We start from the raw sequence: 25,214 nt of genomic DNA, 5'->3' as shown, positions 1-25,214 counted from the left end.
ACCTGAGTACGGCGCGGCGGGCGCCGGAGGGCGCCCGCGCGCGTCTGTCAGCCGGCCAGGCGCTTGGCGAACTCCGCTGCCGCGGCGCCCGGATCCTCGGCCTCCGTGATGGCGCGTACCACCACAACCCGTTCGACCCCGTACGACCTGACCTGGTCGAGATTGCCCAGGTCGATGCCGCCGATGCCGAACCACGGCCGCCCGGTGCCGAGCGACGCCGCGTGCCGCAGCAGCGACGGCCCCGGCGCGTGGCGGCCCGGCTTGGTCGGCGTCGGCCAGACGGGACCGCAGCAGAAGTAGTCGACGCCCTCCTCCACGGCCGCGGCGGACGCCTCGGCGACGGAGTGGGTGGACCGTCCGATGAAGACGTCGTCGCCGAGTATCTCTCGCGCGACCTTCACCGGAAGATCGTCCTGCCCCAGGTGGAGCACGTCGGGCCGGGCGGCGTAGGCGATGTCGGCCCGGTCGTTGACCGCCAGCAGCCGGCCGTGCCGGTCGCAGGCGTCGCGGAAGACCTCGAGGAGCGCGAGCTCTTCGCGCGCCTCCAGCCCCTTCTCCCGCAACTGGACGATGTCCACGCCCGCGGCCAGCACCGCGTCGAGGAATTCGGCCAGGTCACCGCGTTCGCGACGGCCGTCCGTGCAGAGGTAGAGGCGGGCGTCAGAAAGCGAGGGCTTGGGCACGCCGCTTGACCTCGGTATGGCGACCGGCCCTGATGGCGTCGACCGGCGAGCCGGGCAGGGAGTCGTCGGGAGTGAAGAGCCAGCGCAGCGACTCGATGTCGTCGTAACCGGAGTCGCGCAGCACGGAGAGTGTGCCGGGCAGACCCTTCATCACGTCCTTTCCGTCAAGGAACACCGCGGGCACTTGTGGCCCACCACCACCCCGGCGCACACCGAGCAGTTTCCGGTCCTTGAGGAGTTGCTTGGCCCGCCCTATCGAAAGGTCGAGGCGCGCGGCCACTTCGGGGAGAGTGAGCCACTCGGCGACGAGCTGGTCGGTCTCCCGGTCGATCTGCGCAACAGAAAGCGTCACGAAACCACAACTACCACATGGCGTGCTTGCTCAAACAACACAGTCCCGTAGGGAGAGGTCGGGATCTACCAGGCGTTCGGCGTCTACGCGGTGTCCGGCTTCGATGATTCTGCGGCCCTGGACGAGGTCTCGGGGCCGGTCCACGGCGAGTACCGCGGCCAGGGTGTCGTCCGAGGTGAGCCAGCAGGCCGACCATTTTCCGCCGAGTTCGCCTCGGTAGAGGAGGCGGTCTCCGGCCGGGTGGTGGCCCGCGTACTGGACCATGTGACCGAACTGCTCAGACCAGAAATAGGGCACCGGGTCATAGGCGGCCTCGACACCCAGCAGCGTGGCGGCGGCCACCTCGGGTGAGTTGAGCGCGGCGTCCCAATGCTCGACCCTCAGCCTGGTCTCGAACCGGCGCGACCACCAGGCGGCGCAGTCGCCCACGGCCACGACGTTCGGCAGGGAGGTGCGCAGGTGTTCGTCGGTGACGACGCCGTTGTCCAGGTCGATGCCGGAGCCCGCGAGCCAGCCGACGGTCGGGCGTACTCCGACACCGGTGACGACCACGTGCGCCTCGATGAGGCTTCCGTCCGCGAGCGTGACGCCGCCGTCGTCCACTGAGCCGACCAGGGTGTTGAGCCGCAGGTCGATGCCCTCGTACCAGCCCTGGGTGCGGGCGCCGATCTCGGGGCCGACCGCCTGGGCGAGCGGGGTGGGGCCGGCCTCGATCACGGTCACCTCGCAGCCGGCCCGGCGGGCGGCGGTGGCCACCTCGGCGCCGATCCAGCCGGCGCCGATGATCACCACGTGGGCGCCCTTGACGAGCCGGGCGCGTAGCTCCAGCGCGTCGTCGAGGGTACGCAGCACGTGCTGGCGGCCGTCGCCGGGCAGCGTGATCGGCTCGGCGCCGGTGGCGATCACCAGGCCGTCATAGCCGAGCTCGCCCTCGGTTGTCTCGACGACGCCGGGACGCAGCGCCTTGGCCGAGACGCCCGGCCAGAAGTCCACCTCCAGCACGGCGAGGTCGGCGTCGACGAAGCTGGAGTCACTGCTGCCGGACAGGACCGCCTTCGACAAGGGTGGCCGATCGTACGGCCGGTGCCGCTCTTGCCCGATCAGCGTGATCCTGCCGTCGAACCCTTTCGCGCGCAGCGCCTCGACACTCCGTACACCGGCCAGACCGGCGCCTGCCACCACCACATGATTCACGTTCAAGACCATAACGGGGCCCGTGCCGGGACGTCGCGCCGAGGCCGTAGGGTGGAGACGTAAGACGCGCGGGAGTCCGGCCGTTTACCGGGCTGAGAGGAAGGCTGCACCGGGCCTTCGACCGCAAGACACCTGATCCGGATCATGCCGGCGAAGGGAGCGGACGTGGACATCGTCGTAGGCGGCGGGATCATCGGGCTGTCCATCGCCTGGCGCCTGTCCCGCTCGGGTCGGCCGGTCACCGTGGTCGACCCGGCTCCGGCCACCGGGGCCTCGCACGCGGCGGCGGGCATGCTGGCGCCGGTGAGCGAGGTCACGTACACGGAGGAGCCGCTGCTCCGACTGGGCCTCGCCGCACTGCGCCGCTGGCCGTCCTTCGCCTCCGAACTCGCCACCGACGCCGACCTCGACGCCGGTACGGGATTCGCCGCCAACCGCTCTCACCGCGATGCTGGTACGGGATCCGCCGCCTCCGATGTCGGCCTCCATGCTGCTGCGGGTCCCGCCACCAACCGCCTTGACGAAGCGGGGGCAGCTGAAGCGGTCGTGAGCGGGCTCAGTGAGGCCGCGCGGGCCGGGCTGGACTTCCGGGTCGACGGGACGCTGGCCGTGGCGTTCGGGGCCGACGATCTGGCGGCGCTCGGTGAGCTGGCCGCGTTCATGGAGAAGCTGGGGCTACCGGTCGAGCGGCTGACCGGGCGCGAGTGCCGTCGGCTGGAGCCCATGCTGGCGCCCTCCGTACGCGGTGGGCTACTGGCCCGTGGAGACGCCTGGGTGGACCCGCGCCGTGTCACCGCCGCGCTCCTGGCCGCACTCGACCGCCTGGGCGTCCCCCTCGTCCGGGCTCGCGTCAGCGAACTGCTCCGGGACGGCGACGCGGTGGTGGGCGTACGCCTCACACCCCCAGACGGGACGGCCACCCTGGACAAGGGCCGCCCGCAGGTGGACATCCCCCATGAGATCCGGGGCGAGCGGGTCGTGCTGGCGGCCGGGGCGTGGAGCGCCGGGCTGGTCGATGTCCCGGTGCGGCCGGTCAAGGGGCAGATCATGCGGCTGCGCTCCCCACAGCCCCTGCTCGGCAGGTGCGTACGCGGGACGGTCCACGGGAAATCCGTGTACCTGGTGCCAAGGGGTGACGGTGAGCTGGTGGTCGGGGCGACCCAGGAGGAGCTGGGGTTCGACACGAGGGTGACGGCGGGCGGACTGTACGAGCTGCTGCGGGACGCCCACGAGCTGGTGCCGGGCGTCACCGAGCTGGAGATCGCCGACGTGGTGGCGGGGCTGCGGCCGGGCACACCGGACAACGTTCCGCTCATCGGGCCCAGCGGGACGCCGGGGCTGGTGCTGGCCACTGGGCATCACCGGGGCGGGGTGCTGCTGGCTCCGCTCACGGCGGCCATTCTGCTGGGCGAGGAGAGCGAGCTCGCGGAGCTGTGCTCGCCGCTGAGGTATCGGGATATTTCATGAATGTGATCATCAATGGGGCCCCGCACGAGGTGCCCGACGGCACCACCGTGGCGCAGGCCGTACTCACGCTCACCACGGCGACGACCGGCGTGGCCGTGGCCGTGAACGACGAGGTGGTGACGCGGAGCGCCTGGGAGACGACGGCGCTCGGCGACAGCGACCGGATGGAAGTGCTGACGGCGGTGCAAGGTGGATGATCTGCTCATAGCCGGAGAGAAGTTCTCCTCCCGGCTCATCATGGGCACCGGCGGTGCCCCGTCGCTGGAGGTGCTCGACCAGGCGCTGGTCGCGTCCGGCACCGAGCTGACGACCGTCGCCATGCGGCGGCTCGACCCCAGTGCGCCCGGCTCGGTGCTCGACGTACTGCGCGAACGCGGCATCAAGGTCCTGCCCAACACCGCCGGCTGCTTCACCGCGGGCGACGCCGTGCTGACCGCCCGGCTGGCCAGGGAGGCGCTCGGCACGAACTGGGTCAAGCTCGAGGTCATCGCCGACGAGCGGACGCTGCTGCCGGACCCGATCGAGACGTTCGACGCGGCCGAACGGCTGGTGGCCGACGGGTTCGTGGTGCTGCCGTACATCGGGGACGACCCGGCGCTGGCGCGTCGCCTGGAGCTGGCCGGATGTGCCGCGGTGATGCCGCTCGGCGCGCCGATCGGCTCGGGCCTCGGCATCCGCAACCCGCACAACATCGAGCTCATCGTGGAGGCGGCCTCGGTGCCGGTGATCCTCGACGCGGGCATCGGTACGGCCAGCGACGCCGCCCTGGCGATGGAGCTGGGCTGCGATGCCGTACTCCTGGCCACGGCCGTCACCAGGGCGCAGCGGCCGGAGCTGATGGCGACGGCCATGAGAGCGGCCGTCCAGGCGGGCCGGCTCGCCCACCAGGCGGGCCGCATCCCCCGCCGCCGCTACGCGGAGGCCTCCTCCCCAACGGGCCCATAGCTACGCGAAGGCCCTCAACGGGCCCGTAGCCACGCGAAGGCCGCTGACTTGCCCGTAGCCACGCGAATGCTGCGGACGGGCCCGTAGCCACTCGGAGGCCGCCGGACGGGCCCGTAGCCACTCGACGCCACGCGGAACCGGCGAGACAGGATATGTCCGGTTATGTTCCAGATAGGCGCGTTCCAACGAGCACGGCTCGGCATCGGTTTCGGATGGTCAGGCCTTGCCAGTGGCAAAACGCCCGTAAACTCAGCGGGGTGGACACGACGACAGCGGACCCTCTCGTCGGACGGCTGCTCGATGGGCGTTACCGCATCGAGTCCCGGATCGCGCGAGGCGGTATGGCGACCGTCTACCTGGCGCTCGACGTCCGGCTTGACCGCACGGTCGCGCTGAAGGTCATGCATCGCTCGCTCGCCGAGGACCCGGCGTTCGTGCGGCGGTTCATCGGCGAGGCCAAGTCCGTGGCCAGCCTCTCGCACCCCAACGTGGTGCACGTCTTCGACCAAGGCACCGACGGTGACGTGGTCTATCTGTCGATGGAGTACGTCCCCGGCAAGACGCTCCGCGACACCCTGCGCGACCGGGGCAGGCTGCCCGCCCGCGAGGCGCTGGAGATCATGATACCGGTGCTCGCGGCCTTGGGCGCGGCCCATCAGGCCGGCATGGTGCACCGCGACGTCAAACCCGAGAACGTCCTGCTCACCGACGACGGCCGGGTCAAGGTGGTGGACTTCGGCCTGGCCCGGGCGATCGAGGCGACCAACCAGACCCGCACCGGCGTGATGATCGGCACGATCGGCTACATGTCGCCCGAGCAGGTCATGACCGGCGGTGCCGACGTGCGCAGCGACGTCTACGCGGCGGGCATCATGCTGTTCGAGCTGGTGACCGGCGAGCAGCCCTACGACGGCGAGACGCCGATGTCGGTGGCCTACCGGCACGTCCACGACACCGTGCCACCGCCGTCCTCCGTGGTGCCGGAAGTGCCGCCGCTGATCGACACGCTGGTGACGCACGCCACGGCCCGTTCCCCCGACGACCGTCCCGCCGACGCGACCGCGATGCTGGTGGCGGCCGTGGACGCGCACCGCATGCTGCCCCGTACGACGACGCCACCCATGCACGCGGGGGCGTCCGGCGTGCGCTCCATGCCCTACTCGATGCCGAGTGCCGGCCCCGCCACCGCGCCGCACGCGCCGCACGCGATGACGCAGGTGGTGCCGAACCACACGATGATCCAGCCGCGCGAGGAGCTGCCCGCGCGGCGCGCCGGTTTCAAGCCCAACTGGTTCCTGGTCGCGCTCGCCGCGGTCATGGTGGTGGCGGTCGCGCTGACGGGCTGGTATTTCTCGCAGACCACGTACGTGCCGGTGCCCGACCTGGTCGGCAAGGACCTGGCAGTCGCCCAGAGAGCCGCCGCCGGCCAGGGCTTCCAGGTGAAGACGGCCCCCGGCCAGCACGACGAGAAGGTCGCCGAGGGCCTCGTGCTGCGAACCGACCCGGGGCGCAACGTCGAGGTCGAGCGGGGCGCGGCCCTCACGCTGGTCCCCTCGCTGGGCCCGAAGCGGGTGCTGGTGCCCAACGTCGAGGGCATGACCGAGCCCGAGGCCCGCACCGCGATCGGCAAGGCCGGGCTCGACGTCAACCGCGTCAGCCGGCAGGCCAACCAGGAGATCGCCCGCGGCAAGGTGATCCGCACCTCGCCCGACGTGGGCGAGAAGGTCAGGGAGAACTCGAAGGTCAACCTCTACGTCAGCGCGGGGCTCGTGATGCCCGACGTCAGCGGCATGCCCAAGGACGAGGCGGCCAACTACCTCGGCACCCAGGGCTTCCAGGTGCAGGTCAACGAGGTCGACGACAGGGCCGAGCCGTGCACGGTGATCGCGCAGGCGCCCAAGGCCAAGGCCGAGGTCGACAAGGGCGCGCAGGCCATGATCACGGTGTCCCGGTGCCAGACCGACTTCTGGGACTGGTTCGGCGGTGACAATGAGGACAACGAGGCGCGTGACGACCAGGAGTTCCAGCTCGTTCCGTCGGTGGTGGGCAAGAACGTCAGCGACGCCAGGAACGAGTTAGTGGGTCTCGGCTTCAAGGTGCAGATCCGCAAGCTCTCCAACGATGGAGTCGTACGATTCCAGCGCCCGGCGGGCAACAGCGAGCGGCCACCCGCCTCGACGGTGGTCCTCTGGCAGTAACCCGGCAGTCGTCGTCTGGCAGTGACCCGGCAGCCAGGCGAGGGCCGTCAGGCGAGGTTGCCGTGCAGCCGGACCCTTGCCAGCCCACCATCGGGATAGATGTCGACGCGCACCCGCGTGACCGGCTCGGCGTGCTCCAGGCGGAATCGGTGCGGCGTGTCGGGCTGCAGCCGCGTCCTGGCCAGCAACTCGATTTCACGGTCACCGTCGTAACCGGTCAGTGACACCCAGCCGGGGGCGTTGAACAGCAGGTTCGTGGTGTCGATCTCGGCCAGCCGGATGACGCCGCGCGCGGCGAGCCTGATGACCAGCCACTCGTTTCCGGCCTCGCGCCGCCGCGCGGTCTCCCAGCCCTCCGCCTGGTGGCGGGCCAGCCCGGGGGCCAGGACATTGTCGGGCGCCGAGTAGAACTCGTTGGAGCAGGCGATGACCCGCCCCCCGTTCGCCAGGGCGGCCAGGTCGAGGCTGAGCCCGTCGTAGAGGGACAGATCCGGCCGTACCTCACCGTGGACGCGCAGCCGGGCGATTCCGCCGTCGGGATACATGTTCAGCCGGACGTGCGTATACCGGGAGTCGTCGGTCACCTCGAAAGCGTGCTCGGCGTCGCCCTTGAGGTCGCTCCTCGGCACGATCTCCACCCAGTCGGCGTCGGCGAGCTCGGCGGGCGACGGGTAGCCGTCCACGGCCGCGGCCTCGACCGAGGCGTGGGGCGGGTAGTTGCCCTTGAACCAGGCCGTGTCGATCACCACGCCGCGGACGACCCCCGGCAGGCCGAGCCGGACGATCGCCCAGTCGTGGCCGGGCTCGCGCCGGCGCCGGGTCTCCCAGCCGTCGTAGACCTGACCCTTGTTGCCGAACGTCTCCGCCTGGAAGCCGGGGCGTCCCGGCCGGATCAGGCTCTCCTTCTCGGCGAAGGACTCGTCGCTGGCGGCGACCACCGAGCCGCCGAGGGTACGCAGCGCGAGGTCGGGCAGGTCGGTGAAGCCGGGCATCTACTGCTCTCCCAACAGGAAGGCTCCGTGCGGTACGCCGTCGGTGGGCCGGCCACGGAGCCAGGTGGTAAGGACGGCGCCCTTGAGGAGGTGGCCGTGGTAGGGGGTCACCGGGTTCTTGTGGTGGAGCCGGGCCGCGTCGACCGGGTTGACGGCTGTGGCATCGAAAGCCACCAGATCAGCGTCGTTGCCAACCTTTATCGCGCCTTTTCCGGAAATATGGGACATTGCTGCTGGTTGGGTGGACATCCAGCGCACCACGTCGGCCAGCCCGTGACCGCGGCGCGACGCCTCGGTCCATACGGCCGGCAGGCCGAGCTGGAGCGAGGCGATGCCGCCCCAGGCCGCCGCGAACGAGGGCACCTTGAGGTCGGCCGGTGCGGGCGAGTGGTCGGAGACGACGCAGCTCAGCACGCCGCCGGCCAGCCCGTCCCAGAGCCGGTCGCGGTTGGCGGCGGAGCGGATCGGCGGGCAGCACTTGTAGGCGGTCTCGCCCTCGGGCACCTGTTCGGCGGCCAGGGTCAGGTAGTGGGGACAGGTCTCGGCGGTGACGCGTACTCCCTCGGCCTGGGCGGCGGCCAGCGGCTCCAGGCAGTCGGCGCTGGAGACGTGCAGGATGTGCACCCGGGCGCCGGTCTCCCGGGCCAGCCGGATCACCTGCTCGACCGCGCTGCGCTCGGCCGCGCCCGGCCGGGAGTCCACGAACTCGCGGTACGTCGGACCCGCCGGCTCGGCCAGCAGCGCCGGGTCCTCGGCGTGTACGACCATGAGACCGTCGAACCCGGCGAGCTCCGTGAGCGCCGCGCGTACCTCCGAAGGGCTGAGCGGCGGGAACTCCTCCACACCCGACGGTGACAGGAAGCACTTGAAACCGTAGACCCCACGGTCGTGCAGCGGGCGCAGGTCCTTGACGTTGCCGGGGATCGCGCCGCCCCAGAAGCCGACGTCCACGTGGCACTGCCCGTCGGCGGCGCGCAGCTTGGCGTCGAGGGCGTCCACGGTGACGGTGGGCGGGAGCGAGTTGAGCGGCATGTCCACGATCGTGGTGACCCCGCCGGCGGCGGCCGCCCTGGTGGCCGAGGCGAACCCCTCCCAGTGCGTACGGCCCGGCTCGTTGACGTGCACGTGGGTGTCGACCAGGCCGGGCAGCAGCGCGAGGTCACGCAGGTCGATGTCCTCGGCCGCCTCGATGGCGTCACCGTACGCGCCGATGGCGGCGATCAGGCCGTCGCGGACGGCCACCGAGACGGCCCGCTCGCCGTCGGGCGTGACGGTCCTGCGCGATCGAACCACGAGGTCATAGCCGCTCATATCAACTCCGGTCAGAGGCGGTCGGCGGCGAGCTTGGCGGCCAGGCGTTCGAGGAGCGCGGCGGCGTCGGCCATGCAGCGGGCCGGGTCGGGCTCCAGGTCGGTGAGGGCGTAGGCGGCCTCGATACCGGCTGCCCGGAGCTCGGCGTCGGACAGGGTACGGCGACCGCACACGGCGACCACCGGAACGCCCGCCCGGGCAGCCGCCTGGGCGACGCCGACAGGGGCCTTGCCGCGCAGCGACTGCTCGTCCAGCGAGCCCTCACCGGTGATCACCAGCCGGGCCCCCTTGACGTGCTCACCGAACCCGAGCAGGTCGAGCAGGTAGTCGATGCCCGGCTGAACCTCGGCGTGCAGGAACGCCAGCGCGGCGAACCCCACGCCACCGGCGGCCCCCGCGCCCGGAGCCCCGGCGACGCCCATCGGGCGGGGTACGTCATCGTGCTCGACGGCTCCCGCGAGACCGTGCGTGCGCGTGGCGACGGCGGCGAGGCGGCCGAGCGCCCGGTCCAGGACCGGCACGTCCTCCGGGGTCGCGCCCTTCTGCGGACCGTAGACCGCCGCGGCGCCGTGCGGGCCGAGGAGCGGGTTGTCGACGTCGCTGGCCACCACCACCTCGATGCCCGACATATCCGTGAAACCGGAGATGTCGATGCGGTCGAGCCCGCCCAGGGCGGCTCCGCCGTACTCGAGCTCGTCGCCCTGAGCGTCGAGGAAGCGGGCGCCGAGCGCCTGCGCCATGCCCGCGCCCCCGTCGGTGCAGGCGCTGCCGCCCAGGCCCAGCACGATGCGCTTGGCGCCCTGGCGGATCGCGTCGGCGACGAGCTCGCCGGTGCCGTAGCTGGTGGCGGTGAGCGGCTCGAGCCCGCCGGGGAGACGGCGCAAGCCGGACGCCTCGGCCAGCTCGACGACGGCCGTGTCCCCACGCCGCGCGTACGAAGCCTGGACGGGCTCGCCCGTGGGCCCGGTGACCTGGCGGGAGACGCGCGTGAAGCCGCAGGCCACGACCGCGTCCACGGTGCCGTCTCCCCCGTCGGCCACAGGCAGCTCTATCGCCGGGACGCCCAGCCCCGCCGACACATGGGCCGCCACCTCGGCGGCGGTCAGCGACCCCTTGAACTTGTCGGGGGCAACGAGCACATGCTCAACCACTACGAACTCCCACACGGTGACGAACGGCGAACGGCCCCGCCTCCGGGGAGACGCGACGATTCATCATCACATCCCGGCGGACGGCGCCTCGAACTGGCGTCCGGTGCGTGATTCACGACAGACGGGCGTGGTCACCGGTGGATCTCCTTGGCGGCGGTGATGCCATGCTTCTCGGCCAGCCGGCTCAGGCGGCGGTGGGCCTCAACGCCCGCGCGGCCGACGGCGTCATGGGCGACGGTCCTGAGCTCGTCGTCCTCGACGACCGTCTCGCCGCCGACCAGCAGCCGGGCCAGCGGCGGCTGGCGGGTGGCGAAGACCAGGCGGCAGACCGGGTCGGTCACCGCCGAGGCGAACGGCCCGTCCACCCGCCACAGCGCGATGTCCGCGAGCTTGCCCGCCTCCAGCGTGCCCAGTTCGCCCTCACGGCCGAGGTTGCGGGCCCCGCCGAGCGTGGCGAGTTCGAGTGCCTGCCGGGCGGTCAGCGCGCCGGGACCGTACACGGCCCGCTGGAACAGCAGTGCCTGCCGCATCTCGCCGGACAGCGTGGTCAGCTCCGAGGAGGCGCTGCCGTCCACGCCGAGACCGACGTTCGCGCCGCGGCGCAGCATCTCCGACACCCTGGCGATCCCGGCGCCGAGCCGGCCGTTCGACGAGGGACAGTGCGCGGAGCCGGTGCCGGTGGCGGCGAGCTTGCCGATGTCGGAGTCGCTGAGGTGCACCGCGTGCGCGAACCAGACGTCGGGACCGAGCCAGCCGAGCTTGTCCATGTACTCGACGGGCCGCATGCCGAACTGCGCGCGGCAGTGCTCCTCCTCGTCCAGCGTCTCGGCCAGGTGGGTGTGCAGGCGGACTCCCCGGTCCCTGGCGAGGGCGGCGGCCTCGGTCATCAGCTCACCGCTCACCGAGAACGGCGAGCAGGGCGCCACCGCGATCCGCAGCTTCGAGGAGAACGACGGGTCGTGGTAGACGTCGACGGCCTCGGCGGTGGCGGCGAGGATCTCGTCGAGCCGCTCGACGACGACGTCCGGGGGCAGGCCGCCCTGCGATTCGCCCCTGTCCATGGAGCCGCGCGCCGGGTGGAAGCGGATGCCCAGCTCGCGTGCCGCCTCGATCTCGGCGGCGAGCAGGTCGCCGCGGCCCTTGGGGAAGACGTAGTGGTGGTCGCTGGAGGTGGTGCAGCCGGACAGGGCCAGGTGGCCGAGTCCCGCCCCGGCCGCGCCCCTGACGACCTCGGCGTCCATGGCGGCCCACACGGGGTAGAGGGCCACCAGCCACTCGAACAGGGTCGCGTCCTGGGCCAGTCCCTGCGAGGCCCACTGGTAGAGGTGGTGGTGGGTGTTGACCAGGCCGGGCGTGGCCAGGCAGCCGGTGCCGTCGATCCGGGTGGCCGGCGGGGTGGCGGGCGCCTCGGCCATGGGGCCGAGGCCGGTGATCAGATCACCCTCGATACGGACATATCCGGACTCGACCTCCGGCCCGGCAACAGGCGCGATGTAGACGTTGTCGATCTGCACAGAGCCGGGCGTCATCTGGTCGCCGCCTTTCGCTCGGCCGCCAGCCGTACCGCGTCCAGGATCTTCTCGTAGCCGGTGCAGCGGCACAGGTTCCCCGCGAGGGCCTCGCGGATCTCCGCGTCGGACGGCCGGTCGACGCGTTCGAGCAGGTCGTGCGTCTGCACGATCAGACCGGGCGTGCAGAAGCCGCACTGCACCGCGCCGCTCTCGACGAACGCCTCCTGCACGGGGTCGAGCCGGTCGCCGTCGGCCAGGCCCTCGACGGTACGCACGTGGCGGCCCTCGGCCTGCCCGGCGGCGACCAGGCAGGCGCAGACCGGCGTACCGTCGAGGTAGACCGTGCACGATCCGCATTCGCCCTGCTCGCAGGCGTTCTTGGAGCCGGGCAGGCCGACCCGTTCGCGCAGCACGTACAGGAGGCTCTCGCCCTCCCACACGTCGTCGGCGCACTCCTCGCGGCCGTTGACGGTGAAGGTGACGCGCATCAGGCGGCCCTCCTTCCTCGGTAGTCGTTCCAGGCCCAGGTCAGCGTGCGGCGGGCCATCACGCCGATGGCGTGCCTGCGGTAGTCGGCGGTGCCGCGCACGTCGTCGATCGGCGAGGCGGCCCGGGCGCACAGCTCGCCGAACCGCTTCAGCACGGCGGGGTCGAGCCGGGCGTTCCAGTCGAGTTCGCGGCGCAGGAACTCCTCGGCCTCCAGCGCCCTGCGCGGCGTGGGCGCGGCCGATCCGAGGCCGGTGCCGACCCGCCTCTCCCCCGGATGCAGCGCGACCGCGAACGAGCACACCGCGATGACCATGGCGTTGCGGGTGCCGACCTTGGAAAAGTATTGGGGGCCGGTGGCGGGTTCGAGGTGGACGGCCCTGATCAGCTCGTCCGGCCGCAGCGCGGACCGCTTGACGCCCAGGTAGAACTCGTGCGCGGGGATCATCCTGACGCCGCCGTCGCGCGACTCCACCTCGATCACCGCTCCGGCGGCGAGCAGCGGCGGGTGGCTGTCCCCGGCGGGCGAGGCCGCGCCGAGGTTCCCGCCGACCGAGCCGCGGTTGCGGATCTGCGGCGAGCCGACCGTCCGGGACGCCTGCGCCAATCCCGGCAGCGGGCCGCCGAGCTCCTCGATGATCGTGGTGTACGGCACGGCGGCCCCTACCCGGTACCGGCCGTCCTCCAGGGACCAGGTACGCAGTTCGGGCACGCGGGTGAGGTCCAGCAGCGCCTCCGGCCGTCGCACGTCGAAGTTGATCTCGACCATCACGTCGGTGCCGCCCTGGATGGGCACGGCCCCGGGCCGGTCCGCCTTGGCGGCCAGCGCCTCGTCCCATGTCGTGGGGCGCAGGAATTCCATCGTTCTACTCCCAGGCGAATGCGGCGTCAGGGGCGTCCTCGCGCAGTACGCCGCCCTCGATCAGGCCATAGGGGCGGTCGGCCGCGAAGTAGACCTCGTTGTCGTTGTCCAGGCCGAACGGCGAGAGGTCCACCAGGAAGTGGTGCTTGTTCGGCATCGCGAACCTGATCTCGCAGACCTCGCCTCGGGTGTCCAGTACCCGTTTTCCCATCGCGTACAGCGTCTGCTGCAGGGACAGGCTGTGCGTGTCGGCGAACGCCTCGAGCAGGCAGCGCCGTACCTCCTCGTACGACTTGCCGTACGCGGACCCTTCTGAAGCGTGGCGCCACCGGGCGGCGACGGCGGTGGCGAGGACCCGGTCGGTGGTCGGCGGCAGCGTGGTGTACTCGTCCTGGATGTAGCCGTGGAACTCCGAGCCCGTCGAGTTGAGCACGACCAGGTCCTTCAGCCCGGAGACCACGGTGGTGCGGCCGTCCCGGTCATGGTGGACGACGCAGGTGCGCACCTCGCCGCCCTTGCGCGCGAACGAGTGCGGCCGGTCGCCGCCGATCCGCTCCCAGGCGTACTCCTCGATCTCCACCCTGGCGTGGTGGATCGACGGCTGTGCCGCGACGTAGTGCCTGGCCAGCAGCAGCGCGAACTCCTCGATCTGGTCGACGCCGTGCTTCTTGGCGAAGGCGTAGACGGTGTTCTTCTGCGAGTCGGTCGGCAGCACGGTGGCGTTGTCGCCGGTCAGGTGGACGGCCTCCATGTCGCCGGAGAGCGAGGAGCTGACGCTCAGGTCCTTGAGGTGGTGGACGTCGCCCTCCCGGACGACGCGGACGAGCCTGGTCTCCGCCTTGCCGTAGCGGTTGGGGCCCAGGATGACGTCGGGCACGTTCTAGCTCCCTCGGTAGGTGGAGTAGGCGAACGGGCTGAGCAGCAGCGGCACGTGATAGTGCGCGGCCGGGTCCGTCACGGTGAAGGTGATGACGACCTCGGGGTAGAACGTGTCGGCCAGGTACGCGCCGGTGTCGAAGACCACCCGGTGGACGCCGGCGCCGGGGTTCCAGCCCTTGATCCGGCCGTCGGCGTCGGTGCGGCCGTCGGCCACGACCTCGCCCTCGTGCTCCAGCCGTACGGCCACTCCGGCGGCGGGGCGGCCGGTGACGGCGTTCAGGACGTGCGTGGAGAAGCTCATCAGGACCCCTCCAGCAGCTTGACCAGCCGCAGCCTGGTGATCTTGGCCAGCTCGTCGCGAACGGTGGCGCGTTCGGTCTCCTCGTCGTGGAGCAGGCGTTCGCGCAGCCTGGCCAGCATCTCCGCGCCTGTCAGGCCGGTGGCGCAGATCAGGTAGACGTGGCCGAAACGGTCCTCGTACGCCCGGTTGCCCTCGGCCAGCTCGGCGCGCGTGTCGTCCGCCACGCCCGACTGCTCCTGCCTGGACCAGGCGCTCTGGGCGCGCTCCCCGATCCTGGGGTGGGCGCTGAGCGCTTCGAGTACGTCGGGCCAGGCCAGGCCGCGCACGGCCGCGTCCGCGGCGTCGGCGAGCCGGTCCGGGTCACTGTAGGGGCGCCGGGCCGCGACGGACCTGGCGAAGGCGCGGGAGGCGCAGCAGGCGAGCAGCTCCGCCTCGATGTCCTCCCGGGCGTTGAACCCGGCCAGACCGGTGAGCGTGTTGGGCATAGCAGCAGTACACACACCCGCGTGGTGCCCGGTCCATCCGCAAGAACTCTCAAGTGGCCCAGCGGTTGGCTAGGACTTTTCGTGTCATGCTCCAAGCTCGCCGCATATCCCACTCGGCCGGCCCGCTCCGCCACCCGCCTAAACTGGTAGCCATCATGACCCCAACCTCTCTCATCGGCGGGCACGTCTCCGTCGCGGGCGGCCTGGCGACGGGCGGTCTCGCGTACATGGCCGAGATCGGCGCCGAGATGATCCAGGTGTTCGTCACCAACCCGCGCGCCTGGGCGCTCACGCCGGGCAAGCCCGCAGAGGACGCCGCGCTGGCCGCGTCGGGTGTCGATACCTTCGTGCATGTGCCCTACCTGGCCAACTTCGGCTCGCCCAACCCCGAGACGGTGGCCGGCACCATCGCGCTCGTCCGCTACACGCTGCGCCGCGGCGCCGAGGTCGGCGCCAAGGGAGTCGTGGTGCACACGGGCTCGGCGGTGACGCAGCCACGCGACGACGCGATGCGCCAGCTGCGCGAGCACCTGTTGCCGCTGCTCGACGAGATCCCCGAGGGCGGCCCCGACCTGCTGCTGGAGCCGATGGCGGGCCAGGGGGCGATGCTCTGCGCCACGGTGCAGGATCTGGAGCCCTACCTGGCGGCGCTCGACTGGCACCCGCGGGCCAACATCTGCCTCGACACCTGCCACGCGTTCTCGGCCGGGCACGACCTGGTCGCGGCGAGCGGGGTCAAGGAGACGTTCGACGCGCTGCACGCGATCGCGCCGGGGCGGCTGAAGCTGATCCACGCCAACGACTCCAAGGACGTGTGCGGCTCGAAGAAGGACCGCCACGAGAACATCGGCGCGGGGCACATCGGCGCCCAGCCGTTCGCCGACCTGATGCGGCACCCGGCCGTGGCGGGCGTCCCGATCTGCATCGAGACGCCGGGGAAGGCCGACAAGCACCGCGAGGACATCGCCACCCTCAAGAAGCTCCGCGACGAGCCGTGATCTCCGGCCTGCTCGGTTGAGTCGGGCCTTGACGCACGTGTCGGGACGCCCGCTCTCGCGATCCGGCCACCCCCGTAAGCCGGATCGCGGTCCTTTCCGCGGCCACAGCGGGCGTCCCACACGTGCTCGGCAGGCGGGCCCTGCCCCCCGGTAGAGGGCCCGACAGCCGTGGTGACCTGCGCGGTCACCGGAGGATCCGACGCATCAGACTAATCAGCGAGCCATTCGGCTCGTCCCCCCCGATGCGCCGGGTGGCTTCCGATGCGCAAACACTACGGTCGCGATCTTGCGGGCGAACCCCCGTTTACGGACAGCTCGTCGAACGGTCTGTAGTCATCGCCATACGGAGCGTACGGGTACGACGAACGGCGGTTCCGGCACGACGAGCGGTCACTTCCGCGGCCCCGCGATCCCGGACACGACGGCCGTCCGGACGCCACAGAGCCACCCGACCCGGTGTGACCAGGGAACTCGCCACCATCACGGAGAAATCGCCCGGCGCGCCGAACCGCGCGGGCGGCCGTTCACACTCCCCGCGTTCACGCCCACCCCACCCGGGAAACGGGCGGCACAACGGGTCGGCGACGGGTCAGGAAATGGCGCCGCGATGCTGGCGGACCAGCTGCTCGCGCACCTGACGGCTGTGCCGCCTGCTCACCTGGAGCGTCTGGGTGCCGACGGTCAGCATCACCCTGCCGCCCTCGAACCTGAGCTCGCTCACGTGCCTGGCGGAGACGAGAGTGCTGCGGTGCACCCGGATGAACCCGGCGTCGGCCCAGCGCCGCTCCAGCGCCGCCAGGGACATGCGTACGAGGTAGCTGCCGTCGACCGTGTGCAGGCGTACGTAGTCGCCCTTCGCCTCGGCGTACCAGACCGCCTGCTGCGGGACGAACCTGGTGATCCCGCTCAGCTCAACCGGGATCACGTCGTCGAGGGCCGGCTCGGCGGGCGGCGCCACGGCCACCTCCAGCCTGCGCACCGCCTCGGCCAGCCGCTCGGCCCGGACCGGTTTCAGCAGGTAGTCGACGGCCTCCAGCTCGAACGCCCGCACCGCGCAGTCCTCGTGCGCCGTGACGAACACCAGCCTGGGCGGGCTGGGGAATCCGCCGACGAGCTTGGCCAGGTCGAGCCCGTCGATGCCGGGCATCCGGATGTCGAGGAACACCCCGTCGAGCCGCTCGCCGGTCCCGATCATCTGGACCATCTCCTGCAGGGCCGCGACGCCGTCGCTCGCGGTCGTGACCCGTTCCACTCTGGCATCCTTGCGCAGCAAGTAGGCCAGTTCTTCCAAAGCGGGCACCTCATCGTCGACGGCCAGCACGCGCAGCATGACCACCACGCTGCCTTAATAACGCTGAGGTCACAACCCACTTGCGCACGCAGCGCGAAGAATTGACTACAGAGGGCTGAGGCGCGTCTTGGGCACGCGCAGCCGCACGGTGGTGCCCGAACCCAGCGCCGTCTCCACCACCAGCCCGTAGCCGTCGCCGTAGATCTGGCGCATCCGCACGTCCACGTTGGCCAGGCCGATGCCGTTGCCCTCGCGCCTCGGGTCGTCGTCCAGCACCCGCCTGACGTGCTCCGGATCCATGCCGGTGCCGTCGTCCTCGACCGTGATGTGCGCCTCCGGCCCGGCGTCGCGGGCCACCACGCGGACCTGCCCGACGCCGCCGCGGCTGCCCATGCCGTGCTTGATCGCGTTCTCCACCAGCGGTTGCAGGCACAGGAACGGCACCGGCACCGGCAGCACCTCCGGCGCCACCTGCACGCTGAAGCGCAGCCGGTCGCCGAAGCGCGCCCGCTCCAGCAGCAGGTAGCGGTCGACGCAGGTCAGTTCGTCGGCCAGGGTGGTGAAGTCGTGCGCCCGGCGCAGCGCGTACCGGGCGAAGTCGGCGAAGTCCAGCAGCAGCTCCCGGGCCCGCGCCGGATCGGTGCGGACGAAGGAGGCGATCGTGGTCAGCGCGTTGTAGATGAAGTGCGGCGAGATCTGCGCCCGCAGGGCGCGCATCTCCGCCTCCAGCGCGCGCCGCCGCGAGGTGTCGAGCTCGGCCAGCTCCAGCTGGCCCGACACCCACCGGCCGACCTCGGTGACGGTACGCACCAGCGCCGCGCTCACCTCCTGGTCGAAGGCCGCCAGCGTGCCGACGAGCTTGCCGTCGACGAGCAGCGGCACCACGACCGCGCCGTACGGCTCCCCGGCGAACACCTGCGGCCGCCCGGACGCCAGCGCGGTGCGCGCGTAGGTGAGCACCTCGTCGGTGCACGGGCCGTCCCAGGCCAGCGCCGCCTCGGTCGAGGTGATCGCGACGGCGTAGGTGCCGAGCAGGGCGTGCAGATGGCGTACGGCCTTGCGGGCCGAGTCGCGGTTCAGCCCGGCGCGCAGCGAGGGGGCCGCCAGGGCCGCGATGTGCAGCGCCGTGTACGTCGCCTCGTCCCTCCAGTCGCCCGGGGGCGGCCCGGCCGGATCGGACGGCTCGCGCCGCTCCCGGCGTCCCCGCGGCACCAGGGCGACGACGTAGCCGAGGACGAAGGTCAGGCAGGACAGCACCACGTACGCGGTGGTCGACATGCGGGCAACCGTAGCCAACAACGGACCGTGTTCGGGCGGAAACCCTACGGAGGGCCCTCGCCGGGTTCTTCCTGGTAGGAGTAGCGTTGCTCGCGCCAGGGATCGGCCACGTTGTGGTAGCCGCGTTCCTCCCAGAAGCCTCGGCGATCTTCGAGGAGATACTCGATGGCCCGCACCCATTTGACGCTTTTCCAGGCGTACAGATGGGGCACGACGGCGCGTACGGGGAAGCCCCGCTCGGCGCTGATCGGCTTGTCGTCCAGCTCCATGGCGAACAGCGTGTCCGAGGCGGTGAAGTCGGACATCCGGAGATTGGCGCTGTAGCCGTACTCGGCCCAGATCATCACGTGCCGCACGCCCGGGTCGGGCGGGGCCGCCGCGACGATCGTCGCCGGGCTGACGCCCCGCCACTCGTTACCCATGATCGAGAACTTGGTGACGCAGTGGAAATCCGCGATGACGCCGGTGCGGGGCAGGCTCTCGAACTCCGGCCAGGTGAAGCGGTGTTCCTCGCCCGAGGCGGTGGCTCCGAAGACGCGGAAGTCCCAGCTCTCGGGCCGGAACTGCGGCACCCTGCCGTAGTGGATCACCGGCCGGCCGCGCGGGACGTACTGGCCCGGAGGCAGCCGCGATTCCTCCACGTACACTCCCCTCGCCGGTTTCCGTGGTCTTGGGCCATCCTGCCATCGGCCTGTGTCTGCCTCGCGCCCGGGTGCGGTGCGCTACGATGGCGACTATGCGTAAAGCGTTCGTGTTTTGGTATGGCGGCGGACCCGTGTCCGTTCGCCACCTGACGCTGCGCTAGCAGACAGGCGAACGAAAGGCCCCGGGTCCACATGGACCCGGGGCCTTTCGCCGTTTCCAGGGCTTTTCCGCGCTTGATCAAAGGAGCAGCAGATGGTGATCGTGATGGGCCAGGAGGCAACCGGGGATGACATCGCGTCGATCGTCGCGGTCGTCCAGGCGGCCGGGGTAGAGGCGTTCGTGAGCAGGGGTGTACGGCGCACGATCGTCGGGCTGGTGGGCGATGTGACCCAGCTCGACGAGGCGAGCCTGCGGGGCATGCCGGGGGTGCGTGACGTGATGCGGGTGAGCACGCCGTACAAGCTGGTGAGCAGGGAGAACCATCCCGAACGCTCCACGGTCCATGTGGGCGGCGTGCCGATCGGCCCCGGCACCGTGACGCTGATCGCGGGGCCGTGCGCGGTGGAGACGCCCCAGCAGACGCTGGAGGCGGCCAGGATGGCCATGGCGGCGGGCGCGACCCTGCTGCGCGGCGGCGCCTTCAAGCCCCGCACCTCGCCGTACGCCTTCCAGGGGCTGGGCGAGCAGGGCCTGCGCATCCTCGCCGACGTGCGCGAGGAGACGGGGTTGCCGATCGTCACCGAGGTGGTCGACGCGCAGGACGTCGCCCTGGTCGCCTCGTACGCGGACATGCTGCAGGTCGGCACCCGCAACGCGCAGAACTTCGCGCTGCTGCAGGCGGTCGGCGCGGCGGGCCGGCCGGTCATGCTCAAGCGCGGCATGAGCTCGACGATCGAGGAGTGGCTGATGGCCGCCGAGTACATCGCCCAGCGCGGCAACCTCGACATCGTGCTGTGTGAGCGCGGTATCCGGACGTTCGAAACCGCCACGCGCAACACCCTCGACGTCTCGGCCGTGCCGGTGGCGCAGCGGCTGTCGCACCTGCCGGTGATCGTCGACCCGTCGCACTCGGGCGGCCAGCGTGGCCTGGTGCTGCCGCTGACGCGCGCGGCGATCGCCGTGGGCGCCGACGGCGTCATCATCGACGTGCACCCGCATCCCGAGCAGGCGATCGTCGACGGGCCGCAGGCGCTGGTCGACACCGATCTGGGCGAGCTGGCCCAGGTCATGCGGGACTTCCCGCCGCTGCTCGGCAAGACCGCCGCCGCCGCGCTGACGGTCTGATCCGCCTGGGGTGAGTACGGCCGGCACCACGCGCCCGGTCGGCCGTACTCATGAGTAACTTGAGTACGCAACCCCATGTGCCGACATGTCGCCCAGCCTGATGATGGTCGGCATGACGAAGCCCATCCAACCCACCCAGACCACCGCCTACTACGTCCAGGCCATCCTGTCGTTCGGGGTCTCCGTGTCGTCCGTGGTGCTCGCCCTGGTCTACCTCCCGGCCTCCGGGTGGATCAGGGCCTTCCTCGCCCTGGGCGTCCTGTACGTCATCACCTCGACCATTACGCTCAGCAAGGTCGTACGCGACCGTCAGGAGCTGTCGGGGGTCAGCACCCGCGTCGACCAGGCCCGCCTGGACAAGCTGCTCGCCGAGCACGACCCGTTCAGGGTGGACGCGTCCTGACCGTGCTTATTTGCCGCACTCCGCGCGGCGGGCTCGGTCGCCCTCTCAAGCCTGAGGCCGGGCCGCCCAGCGGAATGGTCCCCCACGAGCGGCCCGGCCTCAGCCCGAGCTCAGAGCTTGTATTCCTGGATCGAGTCGGCGAGCTGGACGGCCAGCTCCTCGGCGTCCAGCCGCTTCTCGATCTGCTTGAGGTCCTCGATCTTCGCGCGCGTCTCGGCCCGCTTGGGGGCCAGCAGCGTGCAGCAGTCCTCGTCGGGCAGCTCGGAGATCTCCAGCGTGCCGATGCGCCGGGCCTCGGCCATGATCTCCGTCTTGTCCCAGCCCACCAGGGGGCGCAGGATCGGCAGCTCGACCGCGTGGTCCTGGGCCGTGATGTTGGTCAGCGTCTGGGAGGAGACCTGGCCGAGGGCGTCACCGGTGATCAGCGCGGCGGCGCGGATGCGATGCGCGACCTCCTCGGCCGTCTTGAGCATGAGCCGGCGCTGGGCGATCACCGCGAGCCGGTCCTGGCCGGAGGTGCGGATCGACTGCTGGGCCTTGCCGAACGGCACCACCCACAGCCGCGACCGGCCCTGGAACCGGTCGAGTTTCCTGACCAGCGCGTACGCCTTGTAGATCGACTCGGACGTGGTGAACGGGATGCCGGAGAAGTGCAGGAAGTCGACGTGCAGGCCGCGGCGCATCATCCGGTAGGCGGCCACCGGCGAGTCGATGCCGCCCGACATGAGCACCAGCGCCCGGCCGCTGCTGCCGACCGGCAGGCCGCCCTGGCCGGGGATGCCGCCGGTGAAGACGAACACCTCGTCCTTGTCGACCTCGATGGAGACGGTCAGCTCCGGGTTCTTCAGGTTGACGGGCAGGCCGTACTCGTCGTTGATGGCGCCGCCGACCAGCCGGTCGAGCTCGTTGGAGCGCAGCGGGAAACGCTTGTCGCGGCGGCGGGAGCGCACCGCGAACGAGGCGCCGCGCTTGACCTCCTCGCGCTCGGACACCAGCTCCAGGCTCGCCTTGAGCACGGCGTCGGGGTCCTTGGCGACCCGCCAGGCCGAGTGGATCCAGACCAGGCCGGGCACGTCGGCGACCCGCTTGGCCACGGTCTCGGACTGTTCGGCCGTGGCGCCGTCGGGCAGGAAGATCGCGATGACGCCGTGCCGCTTGCGCACGTCGAGCTTGAGGCCGAGCTCCTTGACGGCTTCGCGGATGTTGTCGACCAGGCGGCGTTCGAAAATGTCGCGGTTCTTACCTTTGAGGACGATCTCGCCCAGCTTGAGCAGAACGCACGGCTCGCCCAGGGCGGACATCGACATGGCAGAACCTCCGGGAGTGATGGGGACGTGCCGAGGCCAACGCCTCGACCCACCGAGTTTAGTCCGCGTCGAGCCCCCGCTCGATCGCATATCGCACCAGTTCTACCCGGTTGTGGAGCTGGAGCTTCTGAAGCGTGTTCTGGACGTGGTTCTGTACGGTCCGGTGCGAGAGCACGAGCCGGTCGGCGATCTGCCGGTAGGACAGGCCCTTGGCGACCAGCCGCAGCACCTCGGTCTCCCGCTCGGTCAGCCGGGGCCCCTCGGCCGGCGCGGACTGGGCGGCGAGCCGCCGGTACTCCCCCAGCACGAGCCCGGCCAGACCCGGCGTGAACACGGCGTCGCCGTCCGCGGTCCGCCGTACGGCGTCGAGGAACTCCTCCCGGCTCGCCGACTTCACCAGATACCCAGAAGCGCCCGCCTTGACCGCGTCCAGCACGTCGTCCTGCTCGGCACTGGCCGACAACACCAGCACCCGCGGCGGCACCGGCATCCCGGCCAGCCCTTCGGCCACCTCCGCCCCCGACATGTCGGGCAACCGCAGATCGAGCACCACCACCTCGGGCAGCACCGCCCCGGCCACACGAAGCGCCTGACGCCCCTCACCCACGGCGGCGACCACCTCGTAGCCCGCCTCGGCCAGATCCCTGGCAACCCCGTCGCGCCACATCGGATGGTCATCCACCACCATCACCCGCACCATGGCCGCCACTCTAGGGTCGCGACGCCGACCCGTCTCCTTCCACTCCCGAAGGGACATCCCCACAGAGCCCCCAGCCACCCTCTTTGGCCCCCCGGCGCCCACCCTTGGGACCCCAGCCACGACGGCCGCCCTCTTCCGCTCCCCCGAAGGGCGTACCCCACCCAAAGGACCCCCGCCACCCACAGACCGTCACAGGGACCGAGACAGCCGCGTGACGAACCACCCCGGGAAAACCCTCCCCTAGGCCGGGACCGTCAGCTCGATCTCCGTGCCCTCCCCCGGAACGCTGGTGATCGAGACCTTCCCGCCAAGACCCTCGATGCGCCCACGGATGGACTGGGAGACACCCAGGCGACCGGCCGCCGCGGCCTCCTCCAACCGGCCGGCCGGAATCCCCGGCCCCTCGTCGCGGACGCTGACCGTCACCGTGCCGTCCCCCGACTCGGCGAACACCCACGCCCGCGCCGAGGCCCCGCAGTGCGCACGGACGTTGGCCAGCGCCGCCCCGACGGCCGCCGCCGTCTGCTCCGCCACCGGCCCCGGCAGCGCCAGGGGCGTCGCCGGGGTCGAGACCGTCACGTACGCCGAGCCGTACCGCATGAGCAACGCCCGCAGATCCGCCACCCCAGCAGGCGGGGAGGCGGGCCGGATGAACAGCGAGCGCAGGGCCGATTCCTGCTCCCCGGCGAGCCGGCCCAGCTCCGCCGCCTCGCCGCCCAGCTCCTGGCCGCGGCGCCGGACCAGCGCCAGTACCTGCAGGACCGAGTCGTGCACGTCCCGCGCCAGCCGATCGCGTTCGCGCTGCGCCGCCTCCATCTCGACGGCCCGTTGCATGCGTTCCTCCGCCCGCTTGGCCAGCCGCGCCACGTGCCCGACCACCACGCCCGTCATGAACAGCAGCACCGCGCCGTTGATCAGGACGGGCGCGTCGGGCCCGTGGATCCGCAGCCACAGGTCCGCCGCCGCCACGACGGCCGCGGCCACCGTGCCGAGCCGCCGTCCCCCGTGCACCGCCCAGGCCAGCACCGGGCCCGCGATCCAGGTGGCCGGAACCGGCATGGTGCCCTCACCGGGCTGCTGGGCGCCCTGCACGTACGGCGAAGCCAGCAGGCAGGCCACGGCCACCAGCAGATCGAGCACGAGCAGCGGCCATCGGCGCAGCGCCTCGACGGAGTACGCGAAGATCGCCGCCGCCGTCCACAGCCCCATGACGCCGATCACCAGCCACCCCGTGAGCGGCTCCGCGTAGCCGCGGTGCTGCGCCATCAACACCGCCGCGTAGAGCAGCGAGGCGACGCGGAAGACCGCGATCGCGCGCCAGAACGGCCTCTCGATACCCATGAGCCCTTCTCACGTTCCGACATTACAGGTTGACAGATAGTCGAGATATCTATGTGAATCGGACAGGCCAGCTGGCACAATCCGGTGACCCCTAATGCAAGGAAACTGACTGAATGTCCGCTGTTAACCATTTCACCCACGGCCCGCTCACGCCGCTTCTCGCGTACGTGATGTCGTGCATAGGGTCGATGCTCGGACTGCGGCTGACCGCCCAGGCGCACGCCTCGCGAGGCGCCTCGCGGATCCGGTGGCTCATCGGGGCGGCCATCTCCATCGGCGGCACCGGCATCTGGGTCATGCACTTCATCGGCATGATGGGCTTCGAGGTCGAAGGCACCCAGATCAAGTACGACGTGCCGTTGACGGTCGCCTCCGCCGTGGTGGCCATCGTGGTCGTCGGCACCGGCCTGTTCCTGGTCTCGTACGGCGGCGGCCGGCTGCTCGCCCTGCTCGGCGGCGGCCTGCTGACCGGCCTGGGCGTGGCAAGCATGCACTACCTCGGCATGTACGCGATGAACATGTCCGCGCACGTCTCCTATGACCGAAAAGTGGTGGCCGCCTCCGTCGCGATCGCCGTGATCGCCGCGACCGTGGCCCTGTGGTTCACGATGCGGGTCAAGCGCCCCGTCTGGATCGCCGGCGCGGCGCTGGTCATGGGCGTGGCCGTCTCGGGCATGCACTACACCGGCATGTACGCGATGCTCGTCACGGTCGACCCCGAGCCCAGCGCCGTGCCGGGCGCCGACGCCCTCGACTTCCTCGTACCGCTCATGACCGTGATCAGCCTGATCACGCTGACCATGCTGCTCATGGTCATCCTGTCGCCGTCGGAGGAGGAGCTGCACGAGGACGCCGAGCTGGTCGCCCGGCTGGAGCTGCGCCGGCGTGCCAGCCAGCAGCCGCAGCCCTACCCCGCGCCCATTCCCCTTCACCCGCGGCCCGCCCAGCAGCAGTCCGCCCAGCGGCAACCCGTCCAACAGCAGCCCGCCCAGCAACGGCCCGTTCAGCCGCGGCCCGCTCGGCCGCAACCCGTCTTCGGCGCCCCCGTCCCCGAGCCGCAACCGATCTTGGGCGCGCCTACATCCCCGCAGCAGCAGGGGTTCCCGGAAGATTCGCCACGTTCCAAAATTAGACGGAGGTAGTTGCAAAA

The 25,214-nt window shown here is 71.2% G+C and carries 26 protein-coding genes and 1 riboswitch; of the genes, 8 read left to right on the top strand and 18 right to left on the bottom strand.

Translation table 11 applies throughout. The annotated features are described in order from the left end of the window. Positions 1-47: 47 nt before the first annotated feature. From thiE to ACGFJ2_RS24980, 3 genes are read right to left on the bottom strand one after another with little or no spacing between them, the layout of a single operon-like run. Positions 48-683: a thiamine phosphate synthase gene (thiE, locus tag ACGFJ2_RS24990; RefSeq protein WP_357945162.1), complete on the bottom strand. Its 636-nt coding sequence runs from the start codon at positions 681-683 to the stop codon at positions 48-50. Then, positions 661-1,035: an Rv2175c family DNA-binding protein gene (locus ACGFJ2_RS24985; protein ID WP_225298599.1), complete on the bottom strand. Its 375-nt coding sequence runs from the start codon at positions 1,033-1,035 to the stop codon at positions 661-663. The genes thiE and ACGFJ2_RS24985 overlap by 23 nt, the downstream gene beginning before the upstream one ends. A gap of 30 nt (positions 1,036-1,065) precedes the next feature. Beyond that, the gene (locus ACGFJ2_RS24980) at positions 1,066-2,229 is read right to left on the bottom strand and encodes an FAD-dependent oxidoreductase (RefSeq protein WP_357945160.1); all 1,164 of its coding nucleotides are present in this window, start codon (positions 2,227-2,229) and stop codon (positions 1,066-1,068) included. Positions 2,230-2,287: 58 nt separating this feature from the next. After that, positions 2,288-2,405: riboswitch (TPP riboswitch) on the top strand. On the opposite strand from ACGFJ2_RS24980, the gene ACGFJ2_RS24975 reads away from it, so the two are divergent. From ACGFJ2_RS24975 to pknB, 4 genes are all read left to right on the top strand, one after another. After that, entirely contained in the window at positions 2,374-3,696 is a 1,323-nt protein-coding gene (locus ACGFJ2_RS24975) for an FAD-dependent oxidoreductase (protein WP_393472008.1), read from the top strand. Its footprint overlaps the riboswitch before it by 32 nt. Next, positions 3,693-3,893 (top strand): sulfur carrier protein ThiS, encoded by a 201-nt coding sequence (gene thiS / locus ACGFJ2_RS24970; RefSeq protein ID WP_357945155.1) that lies wholly within the window; start codon positions 3,693-3,695, stop codon positions 3,891-3,893. The genes ACGFJ2_RS24975 and thiS overlap by 4 nt, the downstream gene beginning before the upstream one ends. After that, entirely contained in the window at positions 3,886-4,641 is a 756-nt protein-coding gene (locus ACGFJ2_RS24965; protein ID WP_357945153.1) for a thiazole synthase, read from the top strand. Before thiS ends, ACGFJ2_RS24965 begins: the two co-directional genes overlap by 8 nt. A 257-nt stretch (positions 4,642-4,898) precedes the next feature. Further along, the gene (gene pknB / locus ACGFJ2_RS24960; protein ID WP_393472003.1) at positions 4,899-6,839 is read left to right on the top strand and encodes a Stk1 family PASTA domain-containing Ser/Thr kinase; all 1,941 of its coding nucleotides are present in this window, start codon (positions 4,899-4,901) and stop codon (positions 6,837-6,839) included. A gap of 47 nt (positions 6,840-6,886) precedes the next feature. Here the strand turns inward: pknB and alc are convergent, their stop codons facing one another. The 9 genes from alc to uraD all read right to left on the bottom strand — a co-directional run bounded on the left by alc (position 6,887) and on the right by uraD (position 14,817). Then, entirely contained in the window at positions 6,887-7,831 is a 945-nt protein-coding gene (gene alc, locus ACGFJ2_RS24955; protein WP_393472000.1) for an allantoicase, read from the bottom strand. After that, positions 7,832-9,142, bottom strand: a complete 1,311-nt coding sequence (gene allB, locus ACGFJ2_RS24950; RefSeq protein WP_393471997.1) for an allantoinase AllB — start codon at positions 9,140-9,142, stop codon at positions 7,832-7,834. It lies immediately after the preceding gene. A gap of 11 nt (positions 9,143-9,153) precedes the next feature. Continuing rightward, positions 9,154-10,293, bottom strand: a complete 1,140-nt coding sequence (locus ACGFJ2_RS24945; protein ID WP_393471994.1) for a glycerate kinase — start codon at positions 10,291-10,293, stop codon at positions 9,154-9,156. A 131-nt stretch (positions 10,294-10,424) separates the two neighbouring features. Further along, positions 10,425-11,822: an 8-oxoguanine deaminase gene (locus tag ACGFJ2_RS24940; RefSeq protein WP_358187905.1), complete on the bottom strand. Its 1,398-nt coding sequence runs from the start codon at positions 11,820-11,822 to the stop codon at positions 10,425-10,427. Beyond that, the gene (locus tag ACGFJ2_RS24935) at positions 11,819-12,292 is read right to left on the bottom strand and encodes a (2Fe-2S)-binding protein (protein WP_357945137.1); all 474 of its coding nucleotides are present in this window, start codon (positions 12,290-12,292) and stop codon (positions 11,819-11,821) included. Before ACGFJ2_RS24935 ends, ACGFJ2_RS24940 begins: the two co-directional genes overlap by 4 nt. After that, positions 12,292-13,152, bottom strand: a complete 861-nt coding sequence (locus ACGFJ2_RS24930) for a xanthine dehydrogenase family protein subunit M (protein ID WP_358187913.1) — start codon at positions 13,150-13,152, stop codon at positions 12,292-12,294. The genes ACGFJ2_RS24935 and ACGFJ2_RS24930 overlap by 1 nt, the downstream gene beginning before the upstream one ends. Positions 13,153-13,156: 4 nt before the next feature. Next, on the bottom strand, positions 13,157-14,029 hold the full coding sequence (gene pucL / locus ACGFJ2_RS24925; protein ID WP_357945131.1) for a factor-independent urate hydroxylase: 873 nt from the start codon (positions 14,027-14,029) through the stop codon (positions 13,157-13,159). Positions 14,030-14,032: 3 nt separating this feature from the next. Beyond that, positions 14,033-14,335, bottom strand: a complete 303-nt coding sequence (gene uraH, locus ACGFJ2_RS24920; RefSeq protein ID WP_393472725.1) for a hydroxyisourate hydrolase — start codon at positions 14,333-14,335, stop codon at positions 14,033-14,035. Then, the gene (gene uraD / locus ACGFJ2_RS24915) at positions 14,332-14,817 is read right to left on the bottom strand and encodes a 2-oxo-4-hydroxy-4-carboxy-5-ureidoimidazoline decarboxylase (RefSeq protein ID WP_357945128.1); all 486 of its coding nucleotides are present in this window, start codon (positions 14,815-14,817) and stop codon (positions 14,332-14,334) included. Before uraD ends, uraH begins: the two co-directional genes overlap by 4 nt. Positions 14,818-14,972: 155 nt before the next feature. On the opposite strand from uraD, the gene ACGFJ2_RS24910 reads away from it, so the two are divergent. Further along, positions 14,973-15,815: a deoxyribonuclease IV gene (locus ACGFJ2_RS24910; RefSeq protein WP_393471988.1), complete on the top strand. Its 843-nt coding sequence runs from the start codon at positions 14,973-14,975 to the stop codon at positions 15,813-15,815. Between the two features lie 589 nt (positions 15,816-16,404). Here ACGFJ2_RS24910 and ACGFJ2_RS24905 read toward each other — a convergent pair. The 3 genes from ACGFJ2_RS24905 to ACGFJ2_RS24895 all read right to left on the bottom strand — a co-directional run bounded on the left by ACGFJ2_RS24905 (position 16,405) and on the right by ACGFJ2_RS24895 (position 19,025). Then, positions 16,405-17,145, bottom strand: a complete 741-nt coding sequence (locus tag ACGFJ2_RS24905) for a LytTR family DNA-binding domain-containing protein (RefSeq protein WP_357946337.1) — start codon at positions 17,143-17,145, stop codon at positions 16,405-16,407. Between the two features lie 66 nt (positions 17,146-17,211). Continuing rightward, positions 17,212-18,384 (bottom strand): sensor histidine kinase, encoded by a 1,173-nt coding sequence (locus tag ACGFJ2_RS24900; protein WP_393471985.1) that lies wholly within the window; start codon positions 18,382-18,384, stop codon positions 17,212-17,214. A gap of 44 nt (positions 18,385-18,428) precedes the next feature. Continuing rightward, on the bottom strand, positions 18,429-19,025 hold the full coding sequence (locus tag ACGFJ2_RS24895) for a sulfite oxidase-like oxidoreductase (protein ID WP_357945120.1): 597 nt from the start codon (positions 19,023-19,025) through the stop codon (positions 18,429-18,431). 256 nt (positions 19,026-19,281) lie between these two features. Between ACGFJ2_RS24895 and aroF the strand changes: the two genes are divergently transcribed. Both aroF and ACGFJ2_RS24885 read left to right on the top strand, forming a co-directional pair. Next, on the top strand, positions 19,282-20,313 hold the full coding sequence (aroF, locus tag ACGFJ2_RS24890; protein WP_357945117.1) for a 3-deoxy-7-phosphoheptulonate synthase: 1,032 nt from the start codon (positions 19,282-19,284) through the stop codon (positions 20,311-20,313). Positions 20,314-20,425: 112 nt separating this feature from the next. Continuing rightward, positions 20,426-20,716 (top strand): YiaA/YiaB family inner membrane protein, encoded by a 291-nt coding sequence (locus ACGFJ2_RS24885; protein WP_357945114.1) that lies wholly within the window; start codon positions 20,426-20,428, stop codon positions 20,714-20,716. A gap of 110 nt (positions 20,717-20,826) precedes the next feature. Here ACGFJ2_RS24885 and thiI read toward each other — a convergent pair whose 3' ends face one another. The 3 genes from thiI to macS all read right to left on the bottom strand — a co-directional run bounded on the left by thiI (position 20,827) and on the right by macS (position 24,064). Continuing rightward, the gene (thiI, locus tag ACGFJ2_RS24880) at positions 20,827-22,023 is read right to left on the bottom strand and encodes a tRNA uracil 4-sulfurtransferase ThiI (protein WP_357945112.1); all 1,197 of its coding nucleotides are present in this window, start codon (positions 22,021-22,023) and stop codon (positions 20,827-20,829) included. Positions 22,024-22,081: 58 nt separating this feature from the next. Next, positions 22,082-22,723, bottom strand: coding sequence for a response regulator transcription factor (locus tag ACGFJ2_RS24875; protein WP_357945109.1), 642 nt, complete (start codon positions 22,721-22,723; stop codon positions 22,082-22,084). 240 nt (positions 22,724-22,963) lie between these two features. Next, positions 22,964-24,064: a MacS family sensor histidine kinase gene (gene macS / locus ACGFJ2_RS24870; RefSeq protein WP_357945106.1), complete on the bottom strand. Its 1,101-nt coding sequence runs from the start codon at positions 24,062-24,064 to the stop codon at positions 22,964-22,966. Between the two features lie 113 nt (positions 24,065-24,177). Here macS and ACGFJ2_RS24865 point away from each other — a divergent pair, with 113 nt between their 5' ends. Next, positions 24,178-25,206: an MHYT domain-containing protein gene (locus ACGFJ2_RS24865; protein ID WP_357945103.1), complete on the top strand. Its 1,029-nt coding sequence runs from the start codon at positions 24,178-24,180 to the stop codon at positions 25,204-25,206. The last annotated feature ends 8 nt before the right edge of the window (positions 25,207-25,214 follow it).

The organism is Nonomuraea sp. NPDC049028 (assembly GCF_043197735.1).
Classification (GTDB): Bacteria; Actinomycetota; Actinomycetes; order Streptosporangiales; family Streptosporangiaceae; genus Nonomuraea.
The sequence above is the reverse complement of the archived record's forward strand: the minus strand, read 5'-3'. Positions and strand labels throughout refer to the sequence as shown.

What these genes read in the sequence shown, in the direction of transcription:
- ACGFJ2_RS24935 (WP_357945137.1), bottom strand. Translation starts at nt 12,292, where the DNA reads ATGCGCGTCACCTTCACCGTCAACGGCCGCGAGGAGTGCGCCGACGAC.
- macS (WP_357945106.1), bottom strand. Translation starts at nt 24,064, where the DNA reads ATGGGTATCGAGAGGCCGTTCTGGCGCGCGATCGCGGTCTTCCGCGTC.
- ACGFJ2_RS24865 (WP_357945103.1), top strand. Translation starts at nt 24,178, where the DNA reads ATGTCCGCTGTTAACCATTTCACCCACGGCCCGCTCACGCCGCTTCTC.
- ACGFJ2_RS24905 (WP_357946337.1), bottom strand. Translation starts at nt 17,145, where the DNA reads ATGCTGCGCGTGCTGGCCGTCGACGATGAGGTGCCCGCTTTGGAAGAA.
- ACGFJ2_RS24910 (WP_393471988.1), top strand. Translation starts at nt 14,973, where the DNA reads ATGACCCCAACCTCTCTCATCGGCGGGCACGTCTCCGTCGCGGGCGGC.
- thiS (WP_357945155.1), top strand. Translation starts at nt 3,693, where the DNA reads ATGAATGTGATCATCAATGGGGCCCCGCACGAGGTGCCCGACGGCACC.
- thiI (WP_357945112.1), bottom strand. Translation starts at nt 22,023, where the DNA reads ATGTCGATGTCCGCCCTGGGCGAGCCGTGCGTTCTGCTCAAGCTGGGC.
- ACGFJ2_RS24930 (WP_358187913.1), bottom strand. Translation starts at nt 13,152, where the DNA reads ATGGAATTCCTGCGCCCCACGACATGGGACGAGGCGCTGGCCGCCAAG.
- alc (WP_393472000.1), bottom strand. Translation starts at nt 7,831, where the DNA reads ATGCCCGGCTTCACCGACCTGCCCGACCTCGCGCTGCGTACCCTCGGC.
- aroF (WP_357945117.1), top strand. Translation starts at nt 19,282, where the DNA reads ATGGTGATCGTGATGGGCCAGGAGGCAACCGGGGATGACATCGCGTCG.
- allB (WP_393471997.1), bottom strand. Translation starts at nt 9,142, where the DNA reads ATGAGCGGCTATGACCTCGTGGTTCGATCGCGCAGGACCGTCACGCCC.
- ACGFJ2_RS24885 (WP_357945114.1), top strand. Translation starts at nt 20,426, where the DNA reads ATGACGAAGCCCATCCAACCCACCCAGACCACCGCCTACTACGTCCAG.
- uraD (WP_357945128.1), bottom strand. Translation starts at nt 14,817, where the DNA reads ATGCCCAACACGCTCACCGGTCTGGCCGGGTTCAACGCCCGGGAGGAC.
- ACGFJ2_RS24975 (WP_393472008.1), top strand. Translation starts at nt 2,374, where the DNA reads ATGCCGGCGAAGGGAGCGGACGTGGACATCGTCGTAGGCGGCGGGATC.
- ACGFJ2_RS24940 (WP_358187905.1), bottom strand. Translation starts at nt 11,822, where the DNA reads ATGACGCCCGGCTCTGTGCAGATCGACAACGTCTACATCGCGCCTGTT.
- ACGFJ2_RS24875 (WP_357945109.1), bottom strand. Translation starts at nt 22,723, where the DNA reads ATGGTGCGGGTGATGGTGGTGGATGACCATCCGATGTGGCGCGACGGG.
- ACGFJ2_RS24900 (WP_393471985.1), bottom strand. Translation starts at nt 18,384, where the DNA reads ATGTCGACCACCGCGTACGTGGTGCTGTCCTGCCTGACCTTCGTCCTC.